The organism is Kribbella sp. NPDC004138, assembly GCF_053603655.1.
This window is the reverse complement of record NZ_JBSGFZ010000032.1, coordinates 22,140-49,051: the sequence shown is the minus strand read 5'-3', so window position 1 is coordinate 49,051 and position 26,912 is coordinate 22,140. Positions and strand designations below refer to the sequence as shown.

Sequence of the window (26,912 nt, the reverse complement as noted above, 5' to 3'; positions counted from 1 at the left end):
GCCGGGCTACGGGCCTATTGGGTGCCTAGTTCGCGGAGGGTTTGTTGTAGGGCTGCGTAGCGGGTGTGGCCTAGTTGGGCTGTCCAGGTGGCTTCTACTCGGGCTATGGCGGCTCGGCTGTAGGCGACTGCCTCGTCGCCCAGCGGGGTGCGGCGGACCAGGCGAACGCGGCGGTCGTCGGGGAGGCGGTCGGACTCGGTGTAGCCGAGTTTTTGCAGGTAGTCGACGTGTTGGCCCAGGCCTTGTTTGGTCATTGTCGCTACCTCGGCGAGGTCGGTGATGCGGGCGCCTTCGGGTGGGATCAGTTCGAGGAGGCGGTAGTGCGAGACCCGGAGGCCGGGGAAGTGGGCCTCGGAGTCAGCGAGGATCTCCGCGCGGATTCGGCGCAAGGCCTGCCCGAGCAGTCCGGCCACGTGGTCGACCCGGGGATCGTCGTTGACGGAGGTCATAAAGCCACTTTACTATGCCGATAGTAAGGTGACTTTACTTCCTTGGGGGGAACATGATCACCGAACTCGCACCGTTGGGCCGGGACGCGTTGGGGGCCGACGACCTGGCGGCGCTCGTGCGGACGATCACCGGGGATCCGGCGGCCGTCGCGGGCGCGGTCCGGGTCGAGCCCGTCGACTACCCGATCGGCACGCCGAGCACCGAGTCCCTGCACCGCGTCTTCGGTACGACGGCCGACGGCGCCGGCTGGTCGTGCTTCGTGAAGAAGCTCCAGTCGGTCCGGCATTCACCGATCATCCGGTTCGTGCCGATCGAATACCGGCAGAGCTTCATCGACTACATGCCCTGGCAGCTGGAGATCGCCGTGCACCGCAGCGGCGTCGGCGATCTGATGCCCGACGGGTTGCGGCTCGCGAAGGCCTACCGCATAAACCTGTACGACGACGACCGCGGCACGGTGTGGATGGAGAACGTCGTCCAGGAATGGGGCCCGTGGCCGCTGGAGCGCTTCGAGCGGGCGGCGTACCTGCTCGGCCGGCTGTCCGCGCGCCGCCAACCGCACCTCGTCGAGCCGCTGCTCGACAGGGAGGTCTCCAGCACACCCGGTGCGGCGTTGCGCTACTACGCGAACGGCCGCGTCATGAAGTCCGCACTGCCGGTCCTCGCCGACCCGCAATGCTGGCGGCAGCCGCTGCTCGCGGCGGCGGTGTGCAACCTCCACGAGCACGCCCTGCGGGACGATCTGCTCGCCCTGGGCGAGCGCATTCCCACGGTCCTCGACACGCTCGACGCGCTGCCGCAGTGCTACCAGCACGGTGACGCCAGCCCGCAGAACCTGCTGGTACCGCACGACAGCCCGGACGAGTTCGTGGCGATCGACTGGGGTTTCGACTGCCCGCAGGCGGCCGGATTCGACCTGGGGCAGTTGCTGATCGGGCTGGCCCACGCGGGCGAGCTGTCGCCGGAGGCGCTGCCCGCAGTACACGAAGTCATTCTGAAGGCGTTTCAGGAAGGGCTGCGCGAAGACGGTATGGAGGTGGACGAGGAGCAGGTGCTGTACGGGTATCTCGGCTCGCTGCTCGTCCGCGCCGCGTTCACCGCGCTGCCGCTGGAGCAGTTCGGTACCGCGGACGCATCGCTGGAGTTGTTCGAGGAGCGTGTACTGCTGACGCGCACGCTGGTCGATCTGGTGTCGCCGGTGATCTGAACATTTCAGTCGTGTCACAGCTGCAACGAACGGCCCGTCACCCTGTATCCATAGTGCGTGACGAACCTGAGCAGATACGCAGCAATGGCCGTGTGTACGACCGTCGCCGGACTCGTGCTGACCGGGTGCGGCAGCGAGTCCGGTTCGGCGGGTACGCCGCAGAGCACGACACCGCCGCCCACCCTGCCGACCGTGACGCAGTCGACGCCGGTGGGCACCGGCCTGCCGCTGACCGTGTCCAGGACCGGCGGGTTCGCCGGCTTCGACGACCACGTGCAGGTCGGCCCCGACGGCGTCGCGACCGTGACCAAGCGCGGTAGCAAGGAAACGATCCGGTGCAAGCTCGACCCGAGCCTGCTGACGACCATCACCACGGCCGCTCAGCAGGTCGACTGGGCGAGCGTCACCGCGACCAAGCTGACCGCGAAGCACCCCGACGACATGATCGTCGCGGTGTCGGCGAACGGGAAGACGGCCCGGATCGAGGACCCGAACCTGAAGCCGTTGGCGGCCCCGGTGAGCACACTGCTCACCGAAGCCGCCATTCCGCCGGGCAAGCTCTGCAAGCAGCTCTAGGCGGTCAGGGCCACGTCGTCGATCACGAAGCTCGTCTGCAGCGAGGAGTCCTCCTGGCCGACGAACTTCACCGTGATCGTCTTGCCCTTGTACTGCGTGACGTCCAGCGTTTTCTGCACGTACGACGAGCTCTTGTTCAGGTTCGAGTACGTCGCCAGCGTCGTCGTCGTGGATCCGTCGACGATCTGGACCTTCACGGTGTCGTAGACGGTCGACGAGGTGGTCTCGGCGGTGTCGATCCGGATCCACAACGACAGCGAGGCCGCCGTCGCCGTGGCCGGGATCGCGACCGACTGGCCGAGGTTCTCGGTACTGCTCCGGCCGTTGCCCTGCAGCCACGCCTTGTACGACCCGGTGTGGGCCGGACGTGACGAGCTGTTGGTGATCACGCCGGTGTTCCCGGTCCAGTTCACAGCACCGGACTCGAAGCCCGGGTTCTGCAGCAGGTTGCCGCCGGTCGGCGGCGGTCCGCCGGTGTAGTCCTTCTGCGCGTAGTTCCAGATCATGTGGCCGATGGCATCGATCTGACGGTCGAGCGACGTCAGGTTCAGATTGTTGATGGTGTCGCAGGACCGGTGGTAGCACGGGTCGAACGCGCTCCCCGCCGTACCGCCCCACTTCGACGCCTGGGCGGACGTCTTGATGTCCTCGGCGCCGGAGAAGGTCCCGGCCGTGGGGATGCCCAACGACCGGAACGCGGCGTGGTCGGAGCGCCCTTGGACGTCGATGAACTCGGTCTGGACGCTCTTGCTGGTGAAGTACGCGACCAGGTCGTCACGGGCGCCGTCGCCGGCCGGGTTGTCGTCGTACACGAAGTACCCCGGGTTCGGCGACGCGATCATGTCGAAGTTCAGGTACAGCTCGATCTTGTCGCGCTCGGCGGAGGGCAGGTTGTTGACGTAGTACTTCGAGCCGAGCAGCCCGAGCTCCTCGGCACCCCAGAAGCCGAAGCGCAGCCGGTTCTGGGGCGTTTGGCCGCTGGCAGCGTAGGCGAGGGCGGTTTCGAGTACGCCGGCGCTACCAGAGCCGTTGTCGTTGATTCCCGGACCGGAGCTGACGCTGTCCAGGTGCGAGCCGGTCATCACGACGTGGTTCGCGTCGCCGTGCGGCCATTCCGCGATCACGTTGTACGACGTACCGGCCGAGGTGCTGAACGACTGCAGGGTGGTGGTGTACCCGGCAGCGTCCAGCTTGGCCTTCACGTAGTCGGCCGAGGCCTTGTAGCCGGTCCGGCCGGTGTACCGGTTGCCGCCGTTGCTGTTGGCAATGGACTGCAACTGGTCCAGGTGGGCTTTGGTGTTGGTGACCGAGATGTCGGGCGACTCGGCCGCGACCGCGCTGTTGCCGGTGACAAGCACCGCTCCGGCGACGAGCGCTACTACGCCGAGCCCTGGGACGAGGGACTTGCGCATGGTGGATCTCCTTGGGACAAAGGAATCCGGGGCGTGCGGGCCTTGGGCGGAGGGCCGCGCACGCCCCGGACGAAACACCCGCGAGGTCAGCTCGCGGTCAGGGAGGTGTCGTCGATGACGAAGCTGGTCTGCAGGGAGGAGTCCTCCGTGCCGACGAACTTCACCGAAACCGTCTTCCCCTTGTACTGCGTCACGTTGAGCGTCTTCTGGACGTACGACGTGTTCTTGTTCAGGTTCGAGTACGTCGCCAGCGTGGTCGTGGTCGAACCGTCGACGATCTGCACCTTGGCGGTGTCGTACGCCGTCGAGGTGGTGGTTTCCGCGGTGTCGATGCGGATCCAGAACGACAGCGTCGCGCTGGTCGCCGACGCCGGGATCGCGACCGACTGGGCCTCGTTCTCGGCCGCGGCGCGGCCGTTGCCGCCGAGCCACAGCTTCCAGGTGCCGGTCCGCGCCGGGCGGCCCGAGTCGTTGGTGATCGGGCCGGCGGTGCCGGTCCAGTTCACCGCGCCGGACTCGAAGCCCGGGTTGAGCAGCAGGTTGTCGCCGGTCGGCGGCTCCGGGTCGCCGCCGCCCGAGCAGGCGGCCGCACCGGCCGGGACCGAGATGCCGTTGAACGCGGCCTCGATGCCCTTGCACTGCGCGGAGTCCGCGCCGTACAGCTCCTTCGCGGAGTTGATCGCACCCTCACGGGCGTCCTTGTAGGTGCTGCCCGAGCTCAGCTTGGTGCTCAGCGTGCGGTACCAGACCTTGGCGGCCACGTCGCGGCCGATACCGGTGATGGTGGCGCCGTTGCAGGCGGTGCTGCTGTGCGTCACGCCGCCGATGACCTTGCTGCCGGTGCCCTCGGAGGCCAGGTAGAACCAGTGGTTCAGCGGGCCGGACGAGTAGTGCGGGTCCAGGCCGCCGGTGCTCGTCGACCAGCAGTCCACGCTCCGGCCGTCCTTCGACGGCTTGTCCATGTAGCGCAGCGGCGTGCCGTTGCCGTTGATGTTGATCTTCTCGCCGATCAGGTAGTCACCCGGGTCGGACGAGTTGTTCGCGGAGAACTCCACCGCGGTACCGAAGATGTCGGAGGTCGCCTCGTTCAGGCCGCCCGCGTCGCCGGAGTAGTCCAGGTTCGCGGTCGCCTCGGTGACACCGTGGCTCATCTCGTGGCCGGCGACGTCGATCGCGGTCAGCGGGTGGGTGTTGGCCGATCCGTCGCCGTACGTCATCTGGGTGCCGTCCCAGAACGCGTTCACGTACGCGTTGCCGTAGTGCACGCGGGAGCGGGCGCCCTGGCCGTTGTTGAAGATGCCGTTGCGGCCGTGGACGTTCTTGTAGTAGTCCCAGGTCAGCTGGGCGCCGTAGTGCGCGTCCACACCGGCGGTCTGGCGGTTCGACGCAGCGCCGGTCCCCCAGGTGTCGTCGGGGTCGGTGAACGTCGTGCCGTTGCCGGACGTCGCGCCGTTGAGGTCCGTGGTGTAGTTGCCGCCACGGGTCGGGTCGGTCATCGTGTAGCTGCCCGACGTACCGATGCTGACGGTGCCGGAGTACATCGAGTTACCGGTACCGGTCTTGATCTCGTCGTCCTGCGCGAGCACCGCGCCGGACTTGGCGTCGACGAACGAGTGCAGCACCGACGGGGTCTGGTCGGCCTTCACACCGGTGGTGACCACCTCGTACGCGAGGACAGGCTTGGTCGGCGTCACGAAGACGACGAGCTCGCCCTTGTTGCCGGTTGCCTTGAACTTCGCTGCCTGCGCACCCTTGGTGAGCGCCGCCGACTGGGACAGAGTCGGCTTGGTGGCGACGGCGACGGCCTTCGCGCCGCGGTTGTAGGTGACCTGCCCGATCGACTCGCCCTTGCGCTTGACGATCAGGTCACCGCCGACGACCTTGAGGCCGTTGAAGGTGCGGTCGTAGCGGACGTACTCGGTGCCGTCCGCGTCCTTCACGACGTCGCGGACCTTGAGTTGCTCGCCGGTGCCGAGGCCGAGAGCGGCGGCCGTCTGCGCGGTCAGCGCCTGTTCGGCCTGAACGGCGGCCGGCTGGTTGAAGCCGGATGCCGGGAGCGGAGCCGTCCGGTCGGCGGCACCCGCGGTCGAAGCGGTGAACGTCGCGGCAAGACCCGCTGCCGCGACGACGGCCACCGCCCCTGCTGATGTCAGTCGTTTCAAGACAACATCTCCTCACGGTGTGGTCGCTGTTTGGGCGCAGCGACCTAATTCAATTGGGGACGCGCCGGATGCTGACGCAACAGTGCCACTGCCTCATTTGTGACACTTCGTGTCGATGCATGCGAGTTCTGTTACATCCGACGTGAGGACAGACTGTTGCCGTCCGTACGCCGTGAGTCAAGGGATTCGGCCGAAACCGCAGGGAAAACCCGCGCCCGGGACGGGATCAGTCCGTGGGGCGCAACTCCTGCCGAAGGTGTTCCGGCAACGTCACGGGCAGCCGGCAGGTGAATTTCTGACACACGTACGCCGCCGGCGATCCACCGACCAGCCCCCGTCCGTCCATCAGCGGTACGCCGAGCCCGGGCGCCCCGGCCGCGATCGGCGTACCCCAGGGAGCGTCGGCGAACGCGACCCGCACAAGCTCTCGCGCGGAGCCGGTGAGAGAGTCGCCGGCGGCAACGACGGCGATCTCGAGGGGGCCTCCGGCAATTGTTTCGGCGACGGCCAGGGCGCGGCCCGCGAAGCGCGGGGCCCGGGCGGCGATGGTTGCTGAGGCTTGCAGGGCCTGGTGGGCGGCGGTCTCGTAGGTGTCGGATCCCGTCAGGCTCGCGAACGTGATGAGGGCCTCGGCCGCCAGGCTGACCCCCGAGGGGGTCGCGTTGTCCGTCGCGTCCTGCGGCCGCCACACCAACTGCTCCGCGTCCGCGGCCGTGTCGAAGTAGGAGCCATCAGCAACAAACTGCTCCAGAACCCTGCCCAGCAAGCCCTCCGCCACCCGGAACCACTCGACGTCGCCGGTCGCACTGAGCAGCGTCAAGCACCCCTGGGCGAACGCGGCGTAGTCCTCAAGTACGCCGTCCGCACTCCCCCGCACTCCGTCCCGCGACGTCCGGTACAACCGGGCACCGTCAAGATGCACCTCCCGGATCAACCGCGCCGCCGCAACCGCGGCCTCGACGTACTCAGGCCTGTCGAGCACCATCCCGGCCCGCGTCAGCGCCGTGATCGCCAACCCGTTCCACGCGGCAACGACCTTGTCGTCCCGGCCCGGGTATGTGCGCCTGCTCCGCACCTCCGCGAGCGTCGAGCGCACCCGACCCCACCGCTCGACGTCCTCCGGATCCCGCCGAAGCTGGAGCACCGACGTACCGTGCTCGAACGTGCCCGTCACGTCGCAGAGCTCGATCACCCAGGCGGCGTCGTCGTCCCCGAGCACCTGCCGAAGCTCGTCCGGCGTCCAGACGTAGTACTTGCCCTCCTCGCCCTCGGTGTCGGCGTCGAGCGCGGAGGCGAAGCCGCCCTCCGGCGTCCGGAGCTCCGCGAGCAGGAAGCCGGCGGTCTCCTCGGCGACGCGTCGCGCCGGCGGGTCGCCGGTGAGCGTCCACCAGTGCGTGTAGACGTCGAGGAGCAGCGCGTTGTCGTACAGCATCTTCTCGAAGTGCGGAACGATCCACTGCCCGTCGACGGAGTACCGGGCGAAGCCGCCGGCCAGCTGGTCGTACATGCCGCCCCGGGCCATCCGGTCGCAGGTGTGGGCGACCATCGCGAGCGCGTCCTCGTCGCCGGTGCGCCGGTGGTGCCGGAGCAGGAAGTCGAGCACCATCGACGGCGGGAACTTCGGGGCCCGCCCGAAGCCGGCGTCGACCGGGTCGAAGTCGGTCTTCAGCAACTGGACGGCGCGGTAGAGATCGAACGCCTCCTCGCCGGCGGGCTGGTGCGCGCCGAGCTGTTCGACGACCCGCTTCCCGATCCCGTCGAGCTGCTCGCGCCGGTGCTGCCACGCCTCGGTGATCGCCTCCAGCACCTGCCGGAACGACGCCATCCCGCCGCGGGCGTCCTTCGGGAAGTACGTGCCGCAGAAGAACGGCTCGCCCGCCGGTGTCAGGAACACCGACATCGGCCAGCCGCCCTGCCCGGTCATCGCCACGGTCGCCGACATGTAGATCGCGTCGACGTCCGGCCGCTCCTCGCGGTCGACCTTCACGCTGACGAAGTGCTCGCTCAGGTACGCGGCGGTCGCGGCGTCCTCGAACGACTCGTGCGCCATCACATGACACCAGTGGCACGCGGAGTACCCCACCGACAAGAAGACCGGCACGTCCCGCTCGCGGGCCTCGGCGAACGCCCGCTCCGACCACTCCCGCCACTCCACCGGGTTGTCCGCGTGCTGCCGCAGGTACGGACTGGTCGACCGCCCGAGTTCGTTCGCCATACGTCCCACCGTATGCGTCCGGGGTTGAATGGGAGCGTGCCCGTCCACCCTTTGCTCGCCAGCCGCTTCAGCCCGCTGATGTTCGATCCCGCCTGGACCGTCTCCGAGGACGACGTCGAACTGCTCCTCGACGCGGCCCGCTGGGCGCCGTCCGCGGGCAACTCGCAGCCCTGGGCGTACTTCGTGGCGCGCCGCGGCGAGCCCGAGCACAAGCGCGTCGTACGGCATCTCGCCCGCAGCTCGGCCCGCTGGGCGCCGAGCGCGTCGCTGCTGATCGTGACGATGGCCCACCGGTACGTCGAAGACACCGACTGGGCGTACTCCGACTTCGCGGACTACGACCTCGGGCAGTCGGTCGCGCACCTCACCCTGCAGGCCCACGCGATGGATCTCGCCTGCCGCCAGTTCCGCGCGTTCGACCTCGAGTCGCTCACCGCGGACCTCGACCCCGGTCCCGGCTGGCACATCCTCTCGATGATCGCGGTCGGCCGGCCCGCGGAGGACCGCCCGGCCGATCGGGAGCGTCGCAGTACCGCTGACCTGCGCACGGCTCCCTGGGACTAGGACTAGGCGGTCTGCGACAGGGCGACCGACAGGCCGAGGGTGAGCGCCATCACCAGGAGCTCGACGCCGACCACGCGCCAGAACGGGCCGCCGGAGTCCAGCAGGTCGACGTCGGAGCGAGCCCGGTGGATCGCCGCGAGGACGACCAGGAGCACGAACGCCGCCACCTTGGCGATCAGCAGCGCGCCGTACGCGTCCTCGGTGAGCGCGTCGACGAGCGAGCCCCAGCCACCGCCCTTCGCCGCCAAGCGGCCGGCGGCACTGATCAGGCCGCTGACCAGGACGGCGATCGCCGAGATGAACGCCGCCTGGCCGTACCGCTCCATCACGAGCGGCAGTCCGGTCCGGCTCGCCCGCCCGTACCGGACCAGGCCGGCGAGTCCGCCGATCCAGGTCGTCGCCGCGATCACGTGGATCACCAGCGCGGCGCCGGCCAGGACGACGTACGACTCGTTCCTCGGGTACGCCGTGACCGCGGTCGGTATCAGTGCGCCGATCGCGACCAGCACGCCGAGTCCCGCGGCCGAGGACGTCTGCACCCGGCGGATCCCGATCGCCAGCGCGAGGACCAGGATGCCGGTGATCAGCAGCGCCTTCACCTCGGGGACGCCGAGCGCGTCGTCGAGGCGGAGCCGGAGCAGCAGCACCGGCGTGTTCAGCAGCAGCGACGCGGTCACGATCGCACCCGCGAACGCACACACCGCCCAGATGATCGCCGCGTTGCTCGCGTCCCGGACCGCCCGCCGGCCCTGTACGCCGAGCGGCCCGCCCTCGACCCGCAACAGGACGACCGCGGCCAGCAGCGCACCGGCGCAGCCGACCGTGGCCAGCGTGGAGATCATCCGCAACAGCGGCAGCAGCCAAGCGACGAAGACATCCGGACCGCCGATCCCGCCGACATCACGAGGCTCGCTGTCCGCCGCGAACAACGCGGCCACCAACGCCGCCGAGGCGACGAGAACAGCACCCACCCCACCCACGACCAGACGTCCGGGCATGCGATGCCGGGCGGCGCGGGTCGCGGTCACCGGGGGGACCGGTCCTGGGCACCATTCAGCACGCGGCTCACTATAGGGTCAGCCGAAGGTGGGCCGCCCAGTCCGACACCATCTCGTGACCAGGGTGTTTCCGAGCTCCCAGGATTCAGTTACCGCACTGACACGGAGTCAGTGCTCTGAGTGGTCCTTGGGCTCACTCGGCGTCGGGGCCGAGGTCGTCGGGGTCGGGGCCGAAGTCGTCGGCGCTGCATCGGTAGCCGGGGACGCTGAGCGGTCCGGACTCGCTGGGTCGCCGGACGGTGCTGGGTCGTCCGCACCATCGCGATCGAAGTCGATCCGCTTCAGCTGCTTGCCCATGTTGCGCCACAGCAGCACCGTGGCGGCACCGAGCGCCAGCACGATCAGCAGCGCGACCCACCCCGGCTTCACCACGTTGGGGTCGATCTCGGCCGTCTGAAGGGAGATCATCGCTGTTACCACGCCACCATTGTCTCATTGTCCGCGCCGCCCGTCAGTGCAGCCCCGCGAACAGATCGTCCTCGGGCAGCTCGGACTCGACCACACTCCGCGCGAGCTCGTAGTCCTCGGTCGGCCAGGCCGCCTGGTGCACGTCCAGCGGTACGGCGAACCAGGCGCCGTCCGGGTCGATCTGGGTGGCGTGCGCGAGCAGAGCCCGGTCGCGCACCTCGAAGTACTTCGCGCACTCCACCCGGGTGGTGATCCGGCGCTCGTTCTCCGGGTCCGGCTTCCAGTCCTTCAGGCGCTCGGCGTACGGCGACTCGAGGCCGCGCGCGACCATGCCGTCGTGCAGGGCCTTCATCCGCTCGTAATGGAACGTGTGGTGGTAGTACAGCTTGAGCGGCTGCCACGGCTCGCCCAGCTCCGGGTAGGCGTCCTTGTCCCCCGCGGCCTCGAACGCGGCCACGGTGATCTGGTGGCACATGACGTGGTCCGGGTGCGGGTAGCCGCCGTTCTCGTCGTACGTCGTGACGACCTGCGGGCGGAACTCGCGGATCAGCTTCACCAGCGGCGCGGCGGCGTCCTCGACCTTCTGCGCCGCGAAACAGCCCTCGGGCAGCGGCGGCAGCGGATCGCCCTCCGGGAAGCCGGAGTCCACCCAGCCCAGCCACTCCTGCCGGATGCCGAGGATCTCGCGCGCCGCGTCCATCTCCTTGCGGCGGATCTCGGTGATGTTCGCCAGCACCTCGGGGCGGTCCATCTTCGGATTCAGGATCGATCCGCGCTCCCCGCCGGTACACGTGGCGACCATCACTTCCACGCCTTCGGCGACGTACCGTGCGGTCGACGCGGCTCCCTTGCTCGACTCGTCGTCCGGGTGGGCGTGCACATGCAACAACCGAAGATCTCCACTCACAAGACACAATGGTCCTCCAACACCCGCGAAAACCCACGACCGACCCCCTGGACACCCCGTGACCGAGTCATCTGCCGCCAGTCCGCCCTCCGACCTGAACGCCCGCTACGGCCGGTCCGGACGGTCCCGCCGGCCGCTGCTGATCGGCGTCGCGGGCGTCATCGCGCTGGCCGGACTGGCCTGGTTGATCTGGGTGGCGTGGGTGCAGTCGAATCCGCCGGTGACGTCGCAACTGCAGGGATTCGAGATCGTCTCGCCGACCAGCGTGAAGGCCAGCGTGAAGGTCGACCGCAGCAAGTCGGTCGCGGCGAACTGCCGGCTGCAGGCGAAAGCGGCCGACTTCTCCATCGTCGGCGAGGTGACGCTGACGGTCCCCGCGGACGCACCCCGTCACCAGGTCCTCCCGGTGACGCTGACAACGCAACGCTCGGCTACATCGGTCGTCCTCGTCGGCTGCACCACCGCGGACCAGCACCGCCCGCGCTAGCCGGGCCCGTCGTACTTCTTGAGCGCCGCGACGAGCGCCGTCTCGCCGACTTTCAGGTGCTTGCGCAGCACCTGCTCCCGGACCGCGGGTGCATCGGGTCCGTGCGCCAGGTCGGCGTACAGCGCGTTCACCCTGGCCTGCCCGTACTTGCTCACCAGGTACTCGACGATGATCCAGGCGACGCCGTAGCTGTCCTCGTCGTAGTCGCCGTGGAACACGCCGTCGATCGGGAGCACCGCCAACGCCGGAATCTTCTCGCTCAGCAACTGGCGGCGCTCCCCGGCGACCTCGCCCCGGTACCCGCTCTCGGCGGCGAGCCGGTACTCGACGTACCGGGCGAATCCCTCCACCAGCCAGATCGGGGCCTCGCCGCCCAGCGGCGCCACCGCCACGTGCGTGAACTCGTGCGCCAGCAGCAGCCGGCCGGCCCGCCTCCGCTCGGTGGGGTTGATCACCACCCGGCTGCCGATGACCTTGAAGTCGCTCACCTGGGGGTCCACCGGAGCGTAGTTCGGCGCCGCGACGGCGGCCGCCGGATGCCCGCCGGTCACCCACCCGGGATCCATCGAGGTCTTGTCGGCCAGCGCGATCACCAGGATCCCGGCCGTCGCCCGCCGGGTGATCGACCGCACCATCGGGACGGCCCGCTCCGACTCGTGTGCGAGCCGTTCGCCGTTGGGGCGTTCGCCGACGGGTACGACGACCAGCACGCCGGGCCGGCGGACCGCCTCGATCGCGCCGAGGTGCCACGGTTCGCGGTACGGCCCGAGATCCGCGGTCAGGTCGTCGTCGGCGACGAGCAGCCAGCGACCGTTGCGCTCGGCGAACGTGTAGCCGAGCGACGTGGCGCGCGGCGCCGAGTCGATGCCGGCGATCTGCAGCTGCATGAGGACGCGGAGCGCCCGCGCGGTCGGGCCGTGCTTGGCTTTCGCCTCGGGCGCCCAGCGGGTGTCCACCTGATAGGTCAGCTTCGCGAGGCCGAGTTTGCGCAGGTTCGTGAACACCTGCTGGTCACGCTGGCGGAGCTTCCGGTTCGCCGGGTCGACATACCGGAGGTACTGCGCCAGTTGGCCGCTCAGGACGGCCGCTGCGCGCATTTTCAGGATGGCTTCGGCGCCGGCCAGCAGCTGCTCCTCGGACGGCGGTTCGGTCGTGGTCGGCACGGCCGCCGGTACCTCGGCGCCGCTGTCCCCGCGCCCCACGACGAACCAGGTCACCGCGGCTGCCAGGACCGCGAGCACGGCCACCCCCGCGATCCACAGCCTGTGCGGACCCGGCCGCTCGGCACTCGTTGTCACATGAACCACTTTCCCCGCCCCGGGCCGCTGTCCTGGGGAGCGTAGGAAAGCGCAGGTCAGGCGTCAATTGATGGCTTGGCGGCAACCGATTGCCAGGAAACTTTCCACGATCGGCGAAATGTCGCCGAGCAAGCGTTTTCCAAGCGTTTGCGACCGTCTGGAGACCCTGCGTGATCTGCGGTCTCTTGCTACGCTCATTGGATTGGTCGCCGTCGACGACGGCGGCCAAGAGTATTTTCCTGCCCATCCCATCCGACACAAGGAGCAGCCCGTGACGCAGAGGATCGACGAGGACAGCGTTGTCTGGCTGACGCAGGACGGTTACGACCAGCTGAAGTCCGAGCTCGAGCACCTGAAGGGCCCTGCCCGTGCCGAGATCACGCAGCGGATCAGCGAGGCCAGGGACGAGGGCGACCTCAAGGAGAACGGCGGCTACCACGCCGCCAAGGACGAGCAGGGCAAGATCGAGGCGCGGATCCGGCAGCTGGAGGACATGCTCCGCCGGGCCCGGGTCGGCGAGACCCCGAAGGCCGGCGGCAAGATCGAGCCGGGCATGAAGGTGTCGATCAAGTTCGCCGGTGACGACGACGTCGAAACGTTCCTGCTCGGCTCCCGTGAGCTGCTCGCCCTGGACGCGTCGGTGGACATCGACGTCTACTCGCCGCAGTCTCCGCTCGGCGCGGCGATCCTCGGCAAGAAGAAGGGCGACAAGGCCTCCTACGAGGCGCCGAACGGCAAGGACGTGACCGTCGAGATCGTGGCCGCGGAACCCTTCACCGGCTGACCCACCAAGCTTCCGAAGCGCCCCGGTGGGATCCCCCACCGGGGCGCTTCGGCTTGGCGGGCCGGTTCAGCGCCCGGTCGCGCTGCGGTACTTGCGGACCGCGAGCGGCGCGAAGACGGCGATGATCGCCGTGCACCAGATCAGCGACAGCCAGACCGGGTGCTGGGCCGGGAAGCTGTCCGGGCTGGCGAACGGCGACGGGTTGCCGAACAGGTGCCGGCAGGCCGCGACGATCGACGAGATCGGGTTCCACTCGGCGATCGGCTGCAGCGCGCTCGGCAGCTGCGGCGTCGGCACGAACGCGTTCGACAAGAAGGTCAGCGGGAACAGCCAGATCAGCCCCGCCGACGACGCCACCTCGGGTCCGCCGACGGACAGCCCGATCAGCGCGCCCACCCACAGCATCGCGAACGCGAACAGCAGCAGGATCCCGAAGGCCGCCAGTGCCTGCCCGAACCCGTTGTGCCAGCGCCAGCCGACGAGCAGGCCGCAGAGCACCATGATCACCATCACGAACGAGTTGAACACCAGGTCGCCGGCCACCCGGCCGGCGATCACCCCGGACCTCGCCATCGGCAGCGACCGGAACCGGTCGATGAGGCCCTTCGACATGTCGTCGGCCAGCCCGACACTCGCCGAGGCGACCGCGAACGCCATCGTCTGCGCGAAGATCCCGGCCATCAGGAACTCCCGGTACGCCTGCGGTCCGGGGAAGCCCGGGATCGGGATCGCGTTGCCGAACACGTAGGCGAACAGCAGCACGAACATGATCGGCTGGATGGTCGCGTAGATCAGCATGTCCGGCGTCCGCGGGATCCGCTTCAGGCTCCGCCAGGCGAGGATCCCGGCATCCGACAACGCCCGGCCGATCGGGTTCACCCGGGCCGGCAGCTCCGCACTCACACTGTCTCCTTCTGCTCGGCCTCGTGCCCGGTCAGGCTGAGGAACACGTCGTCCAGCGTCGGGCGCCGCAGTCCGATGTCGGCGATCCGGATCCCGGCCGCGTCGAGCGTCCGGATCACCTCGACCAGCGCGCTCGAGCCGCCCGGGGCCGGCACCGTGATCCGGCGGGTGTGCTCCTCGAGCGTGGTCGACTCCGGATCCGCGATCCCGAGCGCGCGGGTCAACAGCTCCAGCGCCCGCACGGTGTCGCCCGGATCGTGCACGACGACCTCGATCCGCTCGCCGCCGACCTTCGCCTTGAGCTCGTCCGCCGTACCGCGGGCGATCACCGAGCCGTGGTCGACGACCGCGATGCTGTCGGCCAGCTCGTCGGCCTCTTCCAGGTACTGCGTGGTGAGCAGGATCGTCACGCCCTCGCGGACCCGGTCGCGGATGATCTGCCACAGGTCGAGGCGCGAACGCGGGTCCAGGCCCGTGGTCGGCTCGTCGAGGAACAGCACCTTCGGGTGCGCGATCAGCGACCCGGCCAGGTCGAGCCGGCGCCGCATGCCGCCCGAGTACGTCTTCAGGATCCGGTCCGCGGCGTCGGTCAGGTCGAACGTCGCCAGCAGTTCCTCGGCCCGCTCCTTCGCCTGCCGGCTGGTCAGCCGGTACAGCCGGCCGAACATCCACAGGTTCTCCCGGCCGGTGAGCAGCTCGTCGACCGCGGCATACTGCCCCGACAGCCCCACCAGCGACCGGACGGTGTCCGCCTCTGTCACCACGTCGTGGCCGAGTACGCGGGCCGAGCCGGCGTCCGGCTTCATCAGCGTGGTGAGCACCCGGACCGTGGTGGTCTTGCCCGCCCCATTTGGCCCGAGCAGGCCGAGCACCGTCCCTTCCGGCACGTCGAGGTCGATCCCGTCGAGTGCCTTGACCGTGGCCTGTCGGCCTTTGAACGTCTTCACGAGGCCAGTTGCCTCGATTGCAGCCATCCGCACGTCCCCCTTCTGGATGTGACGCGGGCCACCATCCTGTCGGAGAACGCCGACAATTTCACTCCAAAATTATATTGAGTCTGCTCGACTCAACTTTGTTGCCACTTGAGTCGACATGGCTCAGGTTTGGCCCTACGGTCGCGGAATGGGCATCCTCCGCCATCCCGATTTCCGCCGGTTGTGGGCCGCCGACCTGCTCAGTCAGCTCGGATCCCGCCTGAGCATGGGCGCGATCCCGCTGCTCGCCGTCCTCACCCTGAACGCGTCGACGCTCCAGGTCTCACTGCTCCGGACGTGCGAGACGGCCGCCTGGCTCGTCCTCGGCCTGTTCGCCGGCGCCTGGGCGGACCGGATCCGCTGCCGACCGGTCCTGGTGTACGCCGACCTGCTCCGCGCACTCCTGTTCGCGTCGATCCCGATCGCCTGGTGGTTCGACGTACTCACGCTCACGCAGGTGTACGTCGTGCTGGTGCCGGCCGGGATCCTGACGGTGCTGTTCGACGTCGCGCACAACTCGTACCTGCCGCGGCTGCTCGAGCGGGACCGCCTGCTGCCGGGCAACGCCAAGCTGGCCGCGAACCACTCGATCGCGGCCGTCATCGGCGCCGGTGCGAGCGGCCTGCTCGTCCAATGGCTCGGGGCGGCGCTGACCATCGGCCTGGACGCACTGACCTTCCTCTGGTCAGCGCTCTGGCTGCGAAGCATCCGGACGCCGGAGGCCGAGCCCGTGAAACCCGAACGGCCGAATCTGCGCCGCGAGATCGGCGACGGCATGCGGTACGTCTTCCAGCATCCGCTGCTGCGACCGCTCGCGCTGAACACGATGGTGACCATGCTCTTCCAGGCCGCCGCCGGCGCGATCATGGTCGTCTACCTGGTGCGCGGCGTCCATCTGCAGCCGGCGACCATCGGCGTCCTCAGCATGATCGGCCTGCTCGGCGCGATCGTCGCCTCGGCCGTCACCGAGAAGCTCAGCACCCGGTACGGCGATGCGCGCACGCTGCTGTTGTCGTCGACGGGCATCGGCGTCGCGTTCACCCTGCAGGCACTCACCGCACCCGGCTGGATGGTGAGCTGGTTCGTGGTGGCCACGCTGCTGGCCGGCTTCTGCATCATCGTCAGCTACATCCTGCAGGTCAGCACACAGCAGCGCCTCTGCCCGCCGGACCTGCAGGGCCGGGTCAGCGCCACCATGAGCTTCGTCAGCTGGGGCGCCGCACCGGTCGGCAGTCTCCTCGGCGGCGCCCTCGGTACGGCGTTCGGCCTGCACACCACACTGTGGATAGCAGGCCTCGGCACCCTGGCCGGCAATACCGTGCTGTACTTCTCTCCCCTCCGTCGCCTGCGCACCATCCCCGCCGACGACGGCGACCGGGTGGGTAAGGACTAGTCCGAGGCGATCTGGGCGGTGCCGACCAGGACCTCGACGTCGAGGGCGGCGCGGCCGCGGCCGATCTCTACATCCTTGGACTGGCCGGAGACGGCGCCGGTCCAGGTGACGCGGCCGAGTTGGGCCTCGGTGTGGACATGGACGTCGGAGCCGCGGCGGAGCGCGACCTGCGCCGTACCGGACTCGACGCGGACGCGGGAGCGGCCCTTGGTGATCTGGGCGTCCAGGTTCGCGGAGCCGGCCTGGACGAGGACGTCGATCGGGCCGTCGACGTCGGAGACCTTCGCCGTACCGGCGGTGACGCGGACGCGGCTCAGACCGGGCAGGCGCTCGGCGTTGACACTGCCGCCGGTGACCTCGACCTCGACCTGGAGCTGTGGGTTCACGCGGATCGACAGCTCCTTGGCGAGGCCGTTGACGTGCGCCTTCAGGTCGGTCGGGTTGCGCAGCATGCTGAAACCGTCGATCGAGACGCCCATATCGCCTTCGCTGCTGATCGCGAGGGTGTCGCCGTCGCGCTTGATCACGTGCGGCCCGTCGACGGCGACGCCGTTGACGGCCGGCTCGCCGATCAGCCGCACCCGCCGCCCGATCGCCCGCACGGTGACCCGCTGCACGCCCGACGGGATCGGCACGTTGCTGTGCTCCTCCTCGACCGGCTCGGCCTCCTCCACAGCCGGCTCGACAACCGCCTCGGCCGCAGGCTCGGGAGCACGTTCGGCGGCGGGTTCGGCAGCAGGCTGGGCGGCGGGTTCCGCGGCGGGTTCGGCGGCGGGTTCGGCGGCGGGTGAGTCGACGGCGTCCGCCCAGACCTCCGGGGACGCGAGGTCCTCGGCGGCCGGCCAGTCGGTCGAGTTCCGGCGCGGGGCGTCCTGGGTCCCCTCCTCGGCAACCGGCTCCTTGGCGCCCGGCCCATCAGCGGTCGAGGTGTCACCGGCGTCGGCGGCCGGTTTGATGGCGGCGATCAGGGTGGTGGCCTCCTCGGTGGACAGGTGGCCTTTCGCGACGCGGTCGAGGATGGCCTTGACCTTCTCGTCGTAGCTCTGGTTGCTCATGTCCCCAGTCCAGCACCCCACCGGTCCGAAACCAATCGGGGATCGCCCCGAAAAGCAGTAGTGCGGACCCCCGGAAGGATCCGCACTACTTCATCTATCACCGCACAGCCCGGGAGGGCTGGTTGTTGTCAGGCGGCCGGGGTCATCTCCTCCGACGCCAGTTCGTCCTGTACGGCGGCCAGTTCCGCGGCCTCCCGTTCCTCGACGGCCCGGCGAGCGCGCAGGCCGCGCAGGCCGGTCAGCGCGATGACCAGGCCGAGTGCCGCGATCCCCGTCACGACGCCGAGACCGGACTTGTACGCGGACAACACCCCGGTCGGTGCGGTGACGCCGACGGTCTGACTGCTGATCACCGCGGTCACGATCGCGAGGACCACCGCGCCACCCACCTGGTTGGAGGTGTTGAACAGCCCGGAGGCCAGTCCCTGCTCGTGGTCCGGGACCCCGGACACGGCCTGGATGTTCAGCGACGGGAACCCGATCGCGAACCCGAGACCGAGCAGCATGATGGTCGGGAACACCTCGGAGAAGTACGCGGACTCCGGACCGATGCGCAGCGAGAGCGCGTACCCGGCGACGAACAGCGCCATCGCGACGATGATCATCTTCTCGGTGCCGACCCGGTCGACGATCTTGCCGACGTTCGGGGACAGCGTGGCGACCAGCAGGCCGGCCGGGAGGAAGCCGAGCGCGGTCTCGAACGACGACCAGCCCAGCAGGTTCTGCAGGTACAGGGTGCCGATCAGCTGGAAGGCGACGTACGAACCGAAGACGGTGAGGATGGCCAGGTTCGCCCGCCGCAGCGAGGCGTTGCGCAGGATGCCGAGCCGGACCAGCGGGTGCTTGGTGCGCTGCTCGATCGCGACGAAGCCGGCCAGCAGCACGGCCGCGAGCGCGAACAGCCCGATGGTCTGGAACGAGGCCCAGCCGGCGTGCTCGGCGCCGACGACCGCGTAGACCAGGGACAGCATGCCCGCGGTGACGGTGACCGCCCCCGGTACGTCGTACCCGCCGGCGGCGTCGTCGCGCGGGCTGTTCGGGATCAGCTTGATGCCGAACAGCAGCACGATCAGGGCGACCGGGCCGGGCATCAGGAAGGTCCAGCGCCAGCCGACCTCGGTCAGCGCGCCGCCGAGGATCAGGCCCATCGAGAAGCCGCTGGCGGCGCAGGTGGTGAAGATGCTGAGGGCGCGGTTGCGATCCGGGCCCTCGTGGAAGGTCGTGGTGATGATCGAGAGCGCGGCCGGGGCGGTGAACGCCGCGGCGACACCCTTCACGAACCGCGCCGCGATGAGCAGTTCGGGGTTGCTCGCCAGTGAGCTCAGCATCGAGACGACGGCGAAGACGGCCAGCGCGATCAGGAAGACGCGGCGCCGGCCGAGCAGGTCGGCGGTCCGCCCGCCGAGCAGCAGCAGGCCGCCGTACCCGAGCACGTAGCCGGTCACGACCCACTGCAGAGAGGCCAGGGAGACGCCCAGGTCGGCGCCGATGGACGGCAGGGACATGCCGACCATGGACACGTCCAGGCCGTCGAGGAAGATCACGCCGCAGACCACCAGAAGTGCGCCCCAGAGGCGCGCGTCCCAGGTCATGCGGGCCGGTGATGTGGTGTGCGTTGTTTCGGTCACGAGGAGAGACTATTGCATGCGTGTGCATCTAATGTCTAGGCATTAAATGCGTTTGCATAGATTGCGCGTGCATGCTATGGTCGGCTCCATGACCGCTACGAAGGTCAGTGGTGGGACTGGTGAAACCACCGCCGATGTGCGCGAATGGCGCGAGCTGCTGGCTCGCCACGCGGACCTGACCTGCGCCCTCGACCGCGCGCTGCAGGCCGGCCACGCCCTCGGCATGAGTGAGTACGAGGTGCTCGAGCGGCTCGCCGAGCTGCCGGAGCACTCCGCGAAGGTGGCGACGATCGCCAAGTCCGTGCACCTCAGCCAGAGCGCGCTGTCGCGCGTGATCGGGCGCTTGGAGGTGGCCGGCCTGGTCGAGCGGCACATGTGCCCCGAGGACCGCCGCGCCGTCAACGTCCGGCTGACCGACGAAGGCCTGCGGCGCCAGACCGAGGCCCAGCCGACCCAGCGCCGAGTGCTCGCCCAGCGGCTGCACGCGCCGCTGGTGAAGACCTGTGAGCCAGTACCCTCGGTGGATGCCTGAGGGGTTGGACGACGCCCGCGCGCTGATCGCGGACCTGCAGAAGATCGTGACGCCCAACGGCGTCCAGGAGAACTACCTGCTGAAGGCCGGCGGGCTCGACCACTGGGTGTACGCACGCGGGAGCGACCGCGCGAACCCGGTGATCCTGTTCGTCCACGGCGGCCCCGCCTCGCCACTCGCCCCGTTGGCCTGGCAGTTCCAGCGCCCGGTCGAGGAGTACTTCACCGTCGTCACGTACGACCAGCGCGGCGCCGGGCGCACCCTGCGTACCGTCGATCCCGAGACCGTCGCGGACACGCTGAAGATCGCGCAGTACGTCGCCGACGCGATCGAGCTCGCCGAACAGGTCCGCGACCGGTACGGCGTCGAGAAGCTGGTCCTGCTCGGCCACAGCTGGGGCACGATCATCGCGACGCGAGCCGCGCTGGAACGGCCCGACCTGTTCCACGCGTACGTCGGGATCGGCCAGATCGTCAACGCCCGGGAGAACGAGGAACTCTGCTTCGAGTACGCGGTCGAGCAGGCGCGCGAACACAACCACACCGAGGCGCTCGAGCAGCTCGCGTCGATCGCGCCGTATCCGGGCGACGAGCCGGTGACCCGGGAGCGGATCATCATCGCCCGCGACTGGGCGCAGTCCCGCGGTGGACTCTCGGCGTACCGGGACAGCTCGCTCTACTTCTTCATGGCGCCGCTGCTGTCACCGGAGTACACCCTGGAGGAAGCCGAGGCGATGGGTGACGGCGGTGAGTTCACGCTCGGCCGGGTGCTCGACGAGATGCTCCAGGTCGACTTCTCCGACGTGACCGAGTTCCCGATCCCGGTGGTCATGTTCTTCGGGCGCCACGACTACACGACCCCGACGGCGCCGGTCGAGGCCTGGTTCGAGGCTCTCCAAGCGCCGTACAAGCAGGCGGTCTGGTTCGAGCACTCGGCCCATCTGGCGCCGTGGGAGGAGCCGGGCAAGTTCCTGGTCAGTCTGCTGACCTACGTACGTCCGCTGGTTACGGCCGCACCCTAGTCACGAAAAGCAGTTGCACGCGGTACATACGCTTCTGGACGTGGAAGCCACTGCTGTCGTCGTGCGTCCGTCCGACCAAGCTGTCCTGATGCTCCCGTCGGGGCTCCCCCGGGTCGCGCGGCCGGACGACTTCTGGTTCCCGGACGTCGAGTCGGTTCTGGAGGCGTTGCGGGACGAGCACGGCGTCGAGGCCGTCGTACTCACGTGTCTGTCCGACGACCCGCTCACGTACCTGATGCTCTTGTCCGGCGAGCCGCCGGCCGGCGCCCGCTGGGTGCACGACCATCCCGGCACTGCGTCGGACCTGCCCGACTGGTCACGACCGGAGTGGTTCGGCGAAGCGCCGCGGTGGATCGCCGAGCGGGTGAAGGCGACAGGCCCGTGGGCGCAGGTGAAGTCGTGGGGTCTCTCGAATGTGTTGCGCATCCCGACCGCCGGCGGTGACGTGTACTTCAAGGCGCTCTCGCAGGCGTCGACCGAGTCGGACGTCTTGCCGTTCCTGTTCGCGAACGAGCCCCAGTTCCTGCAGCGCGCGTCCACCGACCGCCCCGGTGAGGTCCCAGCGCCGATCGCGATCGACGAGCAGCGCGCCTGGATGCTGCTGCCGGACCTCGGGTCGCCGCTCGCCGGCGAGGACGATATCGCGGTGTGGATCGATGCCGTGCGCAACCATGCGCGATTGCAGCGCAGTTACGCCACGGAGCCCGAACGGCTGCTGGAGTACAGCTGCGCCGACCGGCGGCTCGCCGTACTCGACGCGGAGCTGGACCACCTGCTCGCGCCGAACGCGCTGACCGAGGGTCTCGATCCGACCGAGCGGGCGAAGCTGCCGGACCGTGCGAAACAGTTGCGTGAGGCAATCGCCGAACTGGCGGCGATCGGCGTACCGGAGACCCTGCTGCACGGCGACCTGCACCCGCGGAACCTGGCGGTGCGCGACGGTCAGGTGCTCGCGTTCGACTGGACCGACGCGGCGCTGGCGCATCCGTTCCTCGACCTGGTCACGTTCGTGGAGAAGTCGTCGCCGCTGTCGAGCGACCCGCGCGTGCGGGACGCGTACCTGGCCGAGTGGGAGGAGTACGCCGCGCCCGCCGGCCTGCGCCGCGCGCTGACGCTGGCCGAGGAGCTCGGCACCCTCTACCAGACGATCACCTACCTGCACCTCGTCGACCACCTCGGCGGGCCGAGCAAGCAGTCGATGCTGCGCGGCGGCTCCGTCTGGCTCGAGAAGCTGCTAGCCGTGCAGGATGACTAGCTGGTTGCGGAGCCCGCGGCGCACCGGCGGGTCGAGGTAGCGGTCCCAGTCCGGGTGGCGTTCGCCGCGGAGCTTCGCGTAGTGCGCGAGGGCTTCGGACAGCGCGGACTCGCGCAGGTAGCCGCGGGCGAGCGGCTGCTTGCCGCGGCCGTTCGGGCGGGGCCGGTGCTCGTACGCCGCGTTCGCGGTGAAGATCCCGAGTCCGTAGAAGACCGTGAGCAGGTCGGTGAGCGACTCGTGGTCGGGCCGCCGGACAAGTGAGATCCGGCCGCTGCCGAGCAGCAGCTCGTGGCCGGCCTCGTGGGCGTAGGTGGCGATCAACGCGACCGGATCGGCCGCCAGCGCGGGTACGAGCAGAATCTGGTTCTGCCCGTTGGTGCGGATCCAGCGCCCGGACTGCTCCTTCACCACCAAACCGTTCACAGGACGCCGTACGCCGTCCAGCTCGAAGCTCAGCCCGCATTGACCCGGGCGCAGGTCCATCCACGCGTCGATGCGGCCGCACAGCTCGGTCGCCGCGGCCACGCTGCCGTCGTACTCGTCCGGGATCAGGTCGGACGGCAGCGCGATCGGCCGAAGCAGCACGTCGCGACCGAACTCGGCCACCAGCCAGTCCATCGACGATCGGATCCAGCGCCGGCTGCCGCCCGGCAACCGCTCGCGCGGCGCCTTCAAGTGGGATCGCAGCTGCTGACTTCGCCGGATCATCCCGATCGGATTCCTCACCCGCCGGATCATGCCTGTACGACGCCGCTGCGAAACCTCTTGGTTCCGCTGCGTCACTGCCGCTTGGACGTCAGGGCAGCGGCGCGCCCTCCTGGATCGACGCGATCTCGGCGTCCTTCACCAGCGTCGCGAGCCGCGCGAAGGTGCGGATCCGGACCGCCCGGTCGACCTCGGCGGGCATCACCGGCAGCAGCGACTCCGGCCACAACAGGTGCCGCCGGAAGGCGTACGCCGCCAGCGCGTCGCAGGCGCCGCGCTCGCCGAGGTAGCCGAGCGTCTGCAGCGCCGAACGCCGGCCGGGGACGCGCTCGACCGCCTGGTTGGCCAGGAAGATCCCGAATCCGTGGAACACCGCGAACAGGTCCGTCAGCGCCTCGGCGTCCGGGCGGCCGCGGTCGATCAGGTGATAGCCCCAGAGCACCTCGTGCCCGAGCTCGTGAGCGGTGGCCGCGACCACGGCGGCCGGGTCGGCCAGGGTGGTTGCCGACAGCATCACCGCGGTCCCCCGGTGCCCGCCGCCGCGCAGGTCCAGCCAGGCCGCGCGCGATCCGCTGCCGGCCGGCGTCGACCAGATCGCCTCGGCACGCCGGCTGAGTTCGGCCCGCCGGACCGGGTCGGTCGCGGCGCGGATCGCCGTACAGCGTTTCACCTCGGCGTGCAGTTCGCGCTCCGCGAGTACGCCGATCTCGGCCGCGAACCCGGCGGCCGCCAGCGCAGCCACCTCGGCCGGGGTCATCGTTGCCTTCAGCCCCGACACCGCGACCAAGTCGCGGCCCTGCTCGGCGTGCAGCCGGTGCACGGCCGCGCTGCGGGCCGCCGCACGGACCTGTTCCATCCGGAAGCTGAACCGGATCCGGTCGTCGGGGACCTCCATCCATGCGCAGACCTTCAGGCAGAGTTCGCGCGCCGCGTGCTCCGAACCGTCGTACCCGGCGGGCACGAACTCGCTGGGCAGAACCGGCCGCCGGCGAAGCGGCTCGACCCCGAACCGGCCGATCAGCCAGTCCAGCGAGTTCTCGATCCACTGCTCCGGCCCACCGGGCAGCAGGACCTTCGGTCCGTACAACTGCTCGCGATGTCGTTGCCGGCGCCGCCACGCACCGATCAGATTCATACCGGAACTGACGCGGCCGCACGCGGCCCCGTTCCATCAGGAGTGTTGCGGCTGGATCACCAGCCCAAGACGGTCGGCGGGCCGCCGATCAGCTCCTCCAGCCGGGCGACGAAGCGGGCTCGCGGCTCCGGATCGAGAGCCTGGTGCCAGTGCGGGAGGAGTGGTCCGTCGCGGACCAACTGGTGCTGCCGGAAGCGGTACCCGGCGAGCGCTTCGGCGACGGCGTGTTCACCGAGGTAGCCGAAGGTCTCCACGGTCGATGTGCCGAGCGTCTTCTCGTCGAGCGCCGCGTTCGCGTGCGCGATCCCGAACCCGTGCAGGACGGCGTACAGGTCGGTCAGCGGTTCGCGGAGCGGGCCGGCGGCACCCGGTACGTCGGAGGACAGCAGGACCTGGTGGCCGAGCTCGTGCGATGCCGCCGCGATCAGCACGGTCGGGTCGGCGAGGAGGCCGGAGCCGAGCATCACTGCGGTGTGGCCGGGCAGCAGCTCGACACCCGGCAGGCAGTAGGTCAGGTCGGTCCAGCGCCCGGCGGCGGACGCCTCGGCGGCCGCGGTTCCGGGGTCCGGGCGATCGGGGCGCCGCTCGAGCTCGGCGCGGCGGAGGGGGTCGGGCTCGGCCGCGATCTCCCGGCAGCGGACCAGCTCGGTGAGGAAGTCGAGGAACGCGAACCGCTGGATCTCCGGCAGCAGGCCGTCGCCGTCCGTGCCGTCGTGAACGCCGCACTCGACGAGCAGTTCCTCGAACCGGTCGCCGGTCTCGGCGCCTGGCATCCGCGCGTACTTCCGGACGGCGGCGACGTCCTCCGCGGCCGCGCCGCGGAACGCCGGCAGGGACCGCGCGACGTACGCGTCGACAAGGGTTGCCGCCAGCAACTGTCCCGCCTCGACGACCTGCTCCAGCTGGAAACTGAACCGGATCCGCGCCGACGGGATGCCCATCCGCTCGCTCACCTGCAGGCACAGCTCACGAGCGGCTCCCGGCGACCCGTCGTACCCGTCCGGCACGAACTCCCCCGGCACGACGGCCGGCCGCCGCAACCCGTCCGTCCCGCAGTGCTCGACGAGCAGCCCCAACCCCTCCTCGACCCACCGCCGCGCCCCACCCGGCAACTCGACCTTCGGAGCGCGCACCAGATCGCGGAAGGACATGTCCATGCCTGCTCCGACGGTGGCCACTGTTGTGTCGGTTCCGCGTTATTTCAGGAGGAGTTTGCCGAGGCGGCGGGAGGCTACGTACATGCCGAGGGCGCCCATGGCGGCCAGGTAGAGCGCGTGGACCAGGAGGAACCAGTCGACGTTGCCGGTGCTGAACGCGCGCTCCAGGACGACGCCCTGGTAGAGCGGGGTGATCTCGACCAGCCAGCGGATCGCCTCGGGGTAGGTCTCGACCGGGTAGAACGTGGCCGAGAACAGGAACATCGGCATGATCGCCAGCTGCACGAACTCGAAGTCCTGCCAGCTGCGCATGAACGTCGTCAAGGCCATGCCCGCACCGGCGAACGCGAACCCGATCAGCACCGCGGCGGGCAGCGCGAGCAGCGCCCACCACGACGAGATCAGGCCCATCAGCAGCATCACGACGATGAACATCGCGGAGTAGATCGCGCCGCGCAGCAGCGCCCAGGTGACCTCGCCGGTGGCCACGTCCCACGGCCGCAGCGGCGTGGCGAGCATCGAGTCGTAGAGCTTGGCGTACTTCATCCGGAAGAAGATGTTGTACGTCGAGTCGAAGATCGCGCCGTTCATCGCGGAGCTGGCGAGCATCGCCGGCGCGACGAACGCGGCGTACGCGATCTTCGTGCCGTCGGACAACGTGAAGTCGCCGACCAGGTGCGCGACGCCGACCCCGATCGAGAGCAGGTAGAACACCGGCTCGAAGAAGCCGGACAGGAACACCACCCAGGACCGCCGGTAGAGCAGGAAGTTCCGCTCGACGATGTGCCGGCCGCTGCCGAGCCGCACCGGAACCGGCAGCACGCGCGCCGCGATCGTCGCCATCAGCCGACCAGCCTTTTCGTGAAGCCGCGGACGGCGAGCCAGGTGCCGACGACGAACCACGCCAGCAGGTACGTGACATTCAGGACCGCGAGCCAGGGGTCGACCGTGCCGAGGCTGAGGCTGCGGCACAGGTCGACCGCGTGCCACAGCGGGCTCACGTAGGCCAGCCACTCGATCCAGTCCGGCAGCTGCGAGACCGGGAAGAACGCCCCGGAGAACAGGAACGCCGGCACCACACCGAACCGGAACACCATCGCGAACCCGGAGTCGTTGTCCAGGATCGTCGCGTACGCCGCGATCGGGCTCGCGACCGCCATCCCGACGAGCAGCGCGACCGGCAGACCGAGCACCCCGAGCGGCGACTTCAGCCCGCCGAACAGCGTGATGATCACCAGGAACACCGCGCACGACGTGAACACCCGGAACGCGATGAAGCCCAGCTGTCCGTAGACCACGTCGGCCGGGCGCAGCGGCGTCGCGATCATCGAGTGGTAGAACTTCTGCCACTTCAGCCCGCTCATCACCGGGTACGTCGCCTCGCCGACCGCGATCTGCAGCGCGGTGGCGGCCAGCAGGCCCGGCGCGATGAACTGCAGGTAGCTGACGCCGCCGAGCGCACCGGTCCCGTTGCTGTCCACGAACGAGCCGAGCCCGATCCCCATCGCTGCCAGGTAGAGCATCGGCAGCAGGAAGCTGCTGATCATCGTGCCCTTCCAGGTCCGCTTGTAGACGGTCAGCCAGTAGTCGAACATCCGGCGGCCGTTCTCCACTGCGAGCGCCATG

Annotated in this window: 26 protein-coding genes; 9 read left to right on the top strand and 17 right to left on the bottom strand. The window is 69.5% G+C overall.

Features of this window, described 5'->3' with window-relative positions; genetic code table 11:
* Window positions 1-14: 14 nt before the first annotated feature.
* Window positions 15-449, bottom strand: a complete 435-nt coding sequence (locus ACWEOO_RS35885; RefSeq protein ID WP_359926345.1) for a hypothetical protein — start codon at window positions 447-449, stop codon at window positions 15-17.
* 53 nt (window positions 450-502) lie between these two features.
* Between ACWEOO_RS35885 and ACWEOO_RS35880 the strand changes: the two genes are divergently transcribed.
* Both ACWEOO_RS35880 and ACWEOO_RS35875 read left to right on the top strand, forming a co-directional pair.
* Window positions 503-1,657, top strand: a complete 1,155-nt coding sequence (locus ACWEOO_RS35880) for a phosphotransferase (RefSeq protein ID WP_452146843.1) — start codon at window positions 503-505, stop codon at window positions 1,655-1,657.
* Window positions 1,658-1,714: 57 nt separating this feature from the next.
* The gene (locus ACWEOO_RS35875; protein WP_452146842.1) at window positions 1,715-2,233 is read left to right on the top strand and encodes a hypothetical protein; all 519 of its coding nucleotides are present in this window, start codon (window positions 1,715-1,717) and stop codon (window positions 2,231-2,233) included.
* On the opposite strand, the gene ACWEOO_RS35870 is transcribed toward ACWEOO_RS35875, so the two are convergent.
* From ACWEOO_RS35870 to ACWEOO_RS35860, 3 genes are all read right to left on the bottom strand, one after another.
* Entirely contained in the window at window positions 2,230-3,645 is a 1,416-nt protein-coding gene (locus ACWEOO_RS35870; protein ID WP_452146841.1) for a M20/M25/M40 family metallo-hydrolase, read from the bottom strand. The two genes, ACWEOO_RS35875 and ACWEOO_RS35870, sit on opposite strands and share 4 nt — an antisense overlap.
* Before the next feature lie 86 nt (window positions 3,646-3,731).
* On the bottom strand, window positions 3,732-5,807 hold the full coding sequence (locus ACWEOO_RS35865) for a M4 family metallopeptidase (protein WP_452146840.1): 2,076 nt from the start codon (window positions 5,805-5,807) through the stop codon (window positions 3,732-3,734).
* A gap of 226 nt (window positions 5,808-6,033) precedes the next feature.
* Window positions 6,034-8,022: a thioredoxin domain-containing protein gene (locus tag ACWEOO_RS35860; protein ID WP_452146839.1), complete on the bottom strand. Its 1,989-nt coding sequence runs from the start codon at window positions 8,020-8,022 to the stop codon at window positions 6,034-6,036.
* Window positions 8,023-8,058: 36 nt separating this feature from the next.
* On the opposite strand from ACWEOO_RS35860, the gene ACWEOO_RS35855 reads away from it, so the two are divergent.
* The gene (locus ACWEOO_RS35855; RefSeq protein ID WP_359926363.1) at window positions 8,059-8,586 is read left to right on the top strand and encodes a nitroreductase family protein; all 528 of its coding nucleotides are present in this window, start codon (window positions 8,059-8,061) and stop codon (window positions 8,584-8,586) included.
* Window positions 8,587-8,588: 2 nt separating this feature from the next.
* Here the strand turns inward: ACWEOO_RS35855 and ACWEOO_RS35850 are convergent, their stop codons facing one another.
* From ACWEOO_RS35850 to mca, 3 genes are all read right to left on the bottom strand, one after another.
* Window positions 8,589-9,557: a copper resistance D family protein gene (locus ACWEOO_RS35850; protein WP_359926366.1), complete on the bottom strand. Its 969-nt coding sequence runs from the start codon at window positions 9,555-9,557 to the stop codon at window positions 8,589-8,591.
* A gap of 195 nt (window positions 9,558-9,752) precedes the next feature.
* Window positions 9,753-10,052 (bottom strand): hypothetical protein, encoded by a 300-nt coding sequence (locus ACWEOO_RS35845; protein ID WP_452146838.1) that lies wholly within the window; start codon window positions 10,050-10,052, stop codon window positions 9,753-9,755.
* Window positions 10,053-10,095: 43 nt separating this feature from the next.
* Window positions 10,096-10,959 (bottom strand): mycothiol conjugate amidase Mca, encoded by an 864-nt coding sequence (mca, locus tag ACWEOO_RS35840; protein WP_355700439.1) that lies wholly within the window; start codon window positions 10,957-10,959, stop codon window positions 10,096-10,098.
* A gap of 58 nt (window positions 10,960-11,017) precedes the next feature.
* Between mca and ACWEOO_RS35835 the strand changes: the two genes are divergently transcribed.
* On the top strand, window positions 11,018-11,446 hold the full coding sequence (locus ACWEOO_RS35835; RefSeq protein WP_363717406.1) for a DUF4307 domain-containing protein: 429 nt from the start codon (window positions 11,018-11,020) through the stop codon (window positions 11,444-11,446).
* On the opposite strand, the gene ACWEOO_RS35830 is transcribed toward ACWEOO_RS35835, so the two are convergent.
* Complete coding sequence (locus tag ACWEOO_RS35830; protein WP_452146837.1) at window positions 11,443-12,744, bottom strand: hypothetical protein; 1,302 nt, start codon at window positions 12,742-12,744, stop codon at window positions 11,443-11,445. The two genes, ACWEOO_RS35835 and ACWEOO_RS35830, sit on opposite strands and share 4 nt — an antisense overlap.
* 271 nt (window positions 12,745-13,015) lie before the next feature.
* On the opposite strand from ACWEOO_RS35830, the gene greA reads away from it, so the two are divergent.
* Window positions 13,016-13,528: a transcription elongation factor GreA gene (gene greA / locus ACWEOO_RS35825; protein ID WP_359926377.1), complete on the top strand. Its 513-nt coding sequence runs from the start codon at window positions 13,016-13,018 to the stop codon at window positions 13,526-13,528.
* A gap of 66 nt (window positions 13,529-13,594) precedes the next feature.
* Here the strand turns inward: greA and ACWEOO_RS35820 are convergent, their stop codons facing one another.
* Entirely contained in the window at window positions 13,595-14,431 is an 837-nt protein-coding gene (locus ACWEOO_RS35820; RefSeq protein WP_363717408.1) for an ABC transporter permease, read from the bottom strand.
* Window positions 14,428-15,405 carry an ATP-binding cassette domain-containing protein gene (locus tag ACWEOO_RS35815; protein WP_452146836.1) on the bottom strand — a complete coding sequence of 326 codons (978 nt, stop codon included), beginning with the start codon at window positions 15,403-15,405 and terminating at the stop codon, window positions 14,428-14,430. The genes ACWEOO_RS35820 and ACWEOO_RS35815 overlap by 4 nt, the downstream gene beginning before the upstream one ends.
* A 148-nt stretch (window positions 15,406-15,553) precedes the next feature.
* Between ACWEOO_RS35815 and ACWEOO_RS35810 the strand changes: the two genes are divergently transcribed.
* Complete coding sequence (locus tag ACWEOO_RS35810; protein WP_452146835.1) at window positions 15,554-16,798, top strand: MFS transporter; 1,245 nt, start codon at window positions 15,554-15,556, stop codon at window positions 16,796-16,798.
* Here ACWEOO_RS35810 and ACWEOO_RS35805 read toward each other — a convergent pair.
* Together ACWEOO_RS35805 and ACWEOO_RS35800 are read right to left on the bottom strand one after the other, a co-directional pair.
* Window positions 16,795-17,853: a hypothetical protein gene (locus ACWEOO_RS35805; protein ID WP_452146834.1), complete on the bottom strand. Its 1,059-nt coding sequence runs from the start codon at window positions 17,851-17,853 to the stop codon at window positions 16,795-16,797. The two genes, ACWEOO_RS35810 and ACWEOO_RS35805, sit on opposite strands and share 4 nt — an antisense overlap.
* Before the next feature lie 128 nt (window positions 17,854-17,981).
* Window positions 17,982-19,481 carry an MFS transporter gene (locus ACWEOO_RS35800; RefSeq protein WP_359926390.1) on the bottom strand — a complete coding sequence of 500 codons (1,500 nt, stop codon included), beginning with the start codon at window positions 19,479-19,481 and terminating at the stop codon, window positions 17,982-17,984.
* 88 nt (window positions 19,482-19,569) lie between these two features.
* On the opposite strand from ACWEOO_RS35800, the gene ACWEOO_RS35795 reads away from it, so the two are divergent.
* The 3 genes from ACWEOO_RS35795 to ACWEOO_RS35785 are packed head-to-tail and all read left to right on the top strand — an operon-like array spanning window position 19,570 to window position 22,289.
* On the top strand, window positions 19,570-20,013 hold the full coding sequence (locus tag ACWEOO_RS35795) for a MarR family winged helix-turn-helix transcriptional regulator (protein WP_355700430.1): 444 nt from the start codon (window positions 19,570-19,572) through the stop codon (window positions 20,011-20,013).
* Complete coding sequence (locus ACWEOO_RS35790; RefSeq protein WP_452146833.1) at window positions 20,006-21,034, top strand: alpha/beta fold hydrolase; 1,029 nt, start codon at window positions 20,006-20,008, stop codon at window positions 21,032-21,034. The genes ACWEOO_RS35795 and ACWEOO_RS35790 overlap by 8 nt, the downstream gene beginning before the upstream one ends.
* A gap of 40 nt (window positions 21,035-21,074) precedes the next feature.
* A complete protein-coding gene (locus tag ACWEOO_RS35785) occupies window positions 21,075-22,289 on the top strand; it encodes an aminoglycoside phosphotransferase family protein (protein ID WP_452146832.1) in 1,215 nt (404 codons plus the stop codon).
* On the opposite strand, the gene ACWEOO_RS35780 is transcribed toward ACWEOO_RS35785, so the two are convergent.
* The 5 genes from ACWEOO_RS35780 to ACWEOO_RS35760 form a co-directional block, all read right to left on the bottom strand.
* Window positions 22,269-23,015 (bottom strand): hypothetical protein, encoded by a 747-nt coding sequence (locus ACWEOO_RS35780; protein ID WP_452146831.1) that lies wholly within the window; start codon window positions 23,013-23,015, stop codon window positions 22,269-22,271. The genes ACWEOO_RS35785 and ACWEOO_RS35780 overlap by 21 nt on opposite strands.
* 70 nt (window positions 23,016-23,085) lie before the next feature.
* A complete protein-coding gene (locus tag ACWEOO_RS35775; RefSeq protein ID WP_452146830.1) occupies window positions 23,086-24,129 on the bottom strand; it encodes a hypothetical protein in 1,044 nt (347 codons plus the stop codon).
* A gap of 56 nt (window positions 24,130-24,185) precedes the next feature.
* Window positions 24,186-25,286: a hypothetical protein gene (locus ACWEOO_RS35770; protein WP_452146829.1), complete on the bottom strand. Its 1,101-nt coding sequence runs from the start codon at window positions 25,284-25,286 to the stop codon at window positions 24,186-24,188.
* Between the two features lie 39 nt (window positions 25,287-25,325).
* Entirely contained in the window at window positions 25,326-26,129 is an 804-nt protein-coding gene (locus ACWEOO_RS35765) for an ABC transporter permease (RefSeq protein ID WP_452146828.1), read from the bottom strand.
* Window positions 26,129-26,911 carry an ABC transporter permease gene (locus ACWEOO_RS35760; RefSeq protein ID WP_452146827.1) on the bottom strand — a complete coding sequence of 261 codons (783 nt, stop codon included), beginning with the start codon at window positions 26,909-26,911 and terminating at the stop codon, window positions 26,129-26,131. The genes ACWEOO_RS35765 and ACWEOO_RS35760 overlap by 1 nt, the downstream gene beginning before the upstream one ends.
* Between the last annotated feature and the right edge of the window lies 1 nt (window position 26,912).

Bases quoted from the DNA above. Each gene is read 5' to 3' on its own strand.
- ACWEOO_RS35885 (WP_359926345.1), bottom strand. From the start codon at position 449: ATGACCTCCGTCAACGACGATCCCCGGGTCGACCACGTGGCCGGACTG.
- ACWEOO_RS35880 (WP_452146843.1), top strand. From the start codon at position 503: ATGATCACCGAACTCGCACCGTTGGGCCGGGACGCGTTGGGGGCCGAC.
- ACWEOO_RS35870 (WP_452146841.1), bottom strand. From the start codon at position 3,645: ATGCGCAAGTCCCTCGTCCCAGGGCTCGGCGTAGTAGCGCTCGTCGCC.
- ACWEOO_RS35860 (WP_452146839.1), bottom strand. From the start codon at position 8,022: ATGGCGAACGAACTCGGGCGGTCGACCAGTCCGTACCTGCGGCAGCAC.
- ACWEOO_RS35845 (WP_452146838.1), bottom strand. From the start codon at position 10,052: ATGATCTCCCTTCAGACGGCCGAGATCGACCCCAACGTGGTGAAGCCG.
- ACWEOO_RS35815 (WP_452146836.1), bottom strand. From the start codon at position 15,405: ATGGCTGCAATCGAGGCAACTGGCCTCGTGAAGACGTTCAAAGGCCGA.
- ACWEOO_RS35810 (WP_452146835.1), top strand. From the start codon at position 15,554: ATGGGCATCCTCCGCCATCCCGATTTCCGCCGGTTGTGGGCCGCCGAC.
- ACWEOO_RS35805 (WP_452146834.1), bottom strand. From the start codon at position 17,853: ATGAGCAACCAGAGCTACGACGAGAAGGTCAAGGCCATCCTCGACCGC.
- ACWEOO_RS35795 (WP_355700430.1), top strand. From the start codon at position 19,570: ATGACCGCTACGAAGGTCAGTGGTGGGACTGGTGAAACCACCGCCGAT.
- ACWEOO_RS35790 (WP_452146833.1), top strand. From the start codon at position 20,006: ATGCCTGAGGGGTTGGACGACGCCCGCGCGCTGATCGCGGACCTGCAG.
- ACWEOO_RS35775 (WP_452146830.1), bottom strand. From the start codon at position 24,129: ATGAATCTGATCGGTGCGTGGCGGCGCCGGCAACGACATCGCGAGCAG.
- ACWEOO_RS35770 (WP_452146829.1), bottom strand. From the start codon at position 25,286: ATGGACATGTCCTTCCGCGATCTGGTGCGCGCTCCGAAGGTCGAGTTG.
- ACWEOO_RS35765 (WP_452146828.1), bottom strand. From the start codon at position 26,129: ATGGCGACGATCGCGGCGCGCGTGCTGCCGGTTCCGGTGCGGCTCGGC.
- ACWEOO_RS35760 (WP_452146827.1), bottom strand. From the start codon at position 26,911: ATGGCGCTCGCAGTGGAGAACGGCCGCCGGATGTTCGACTACTGGCTG.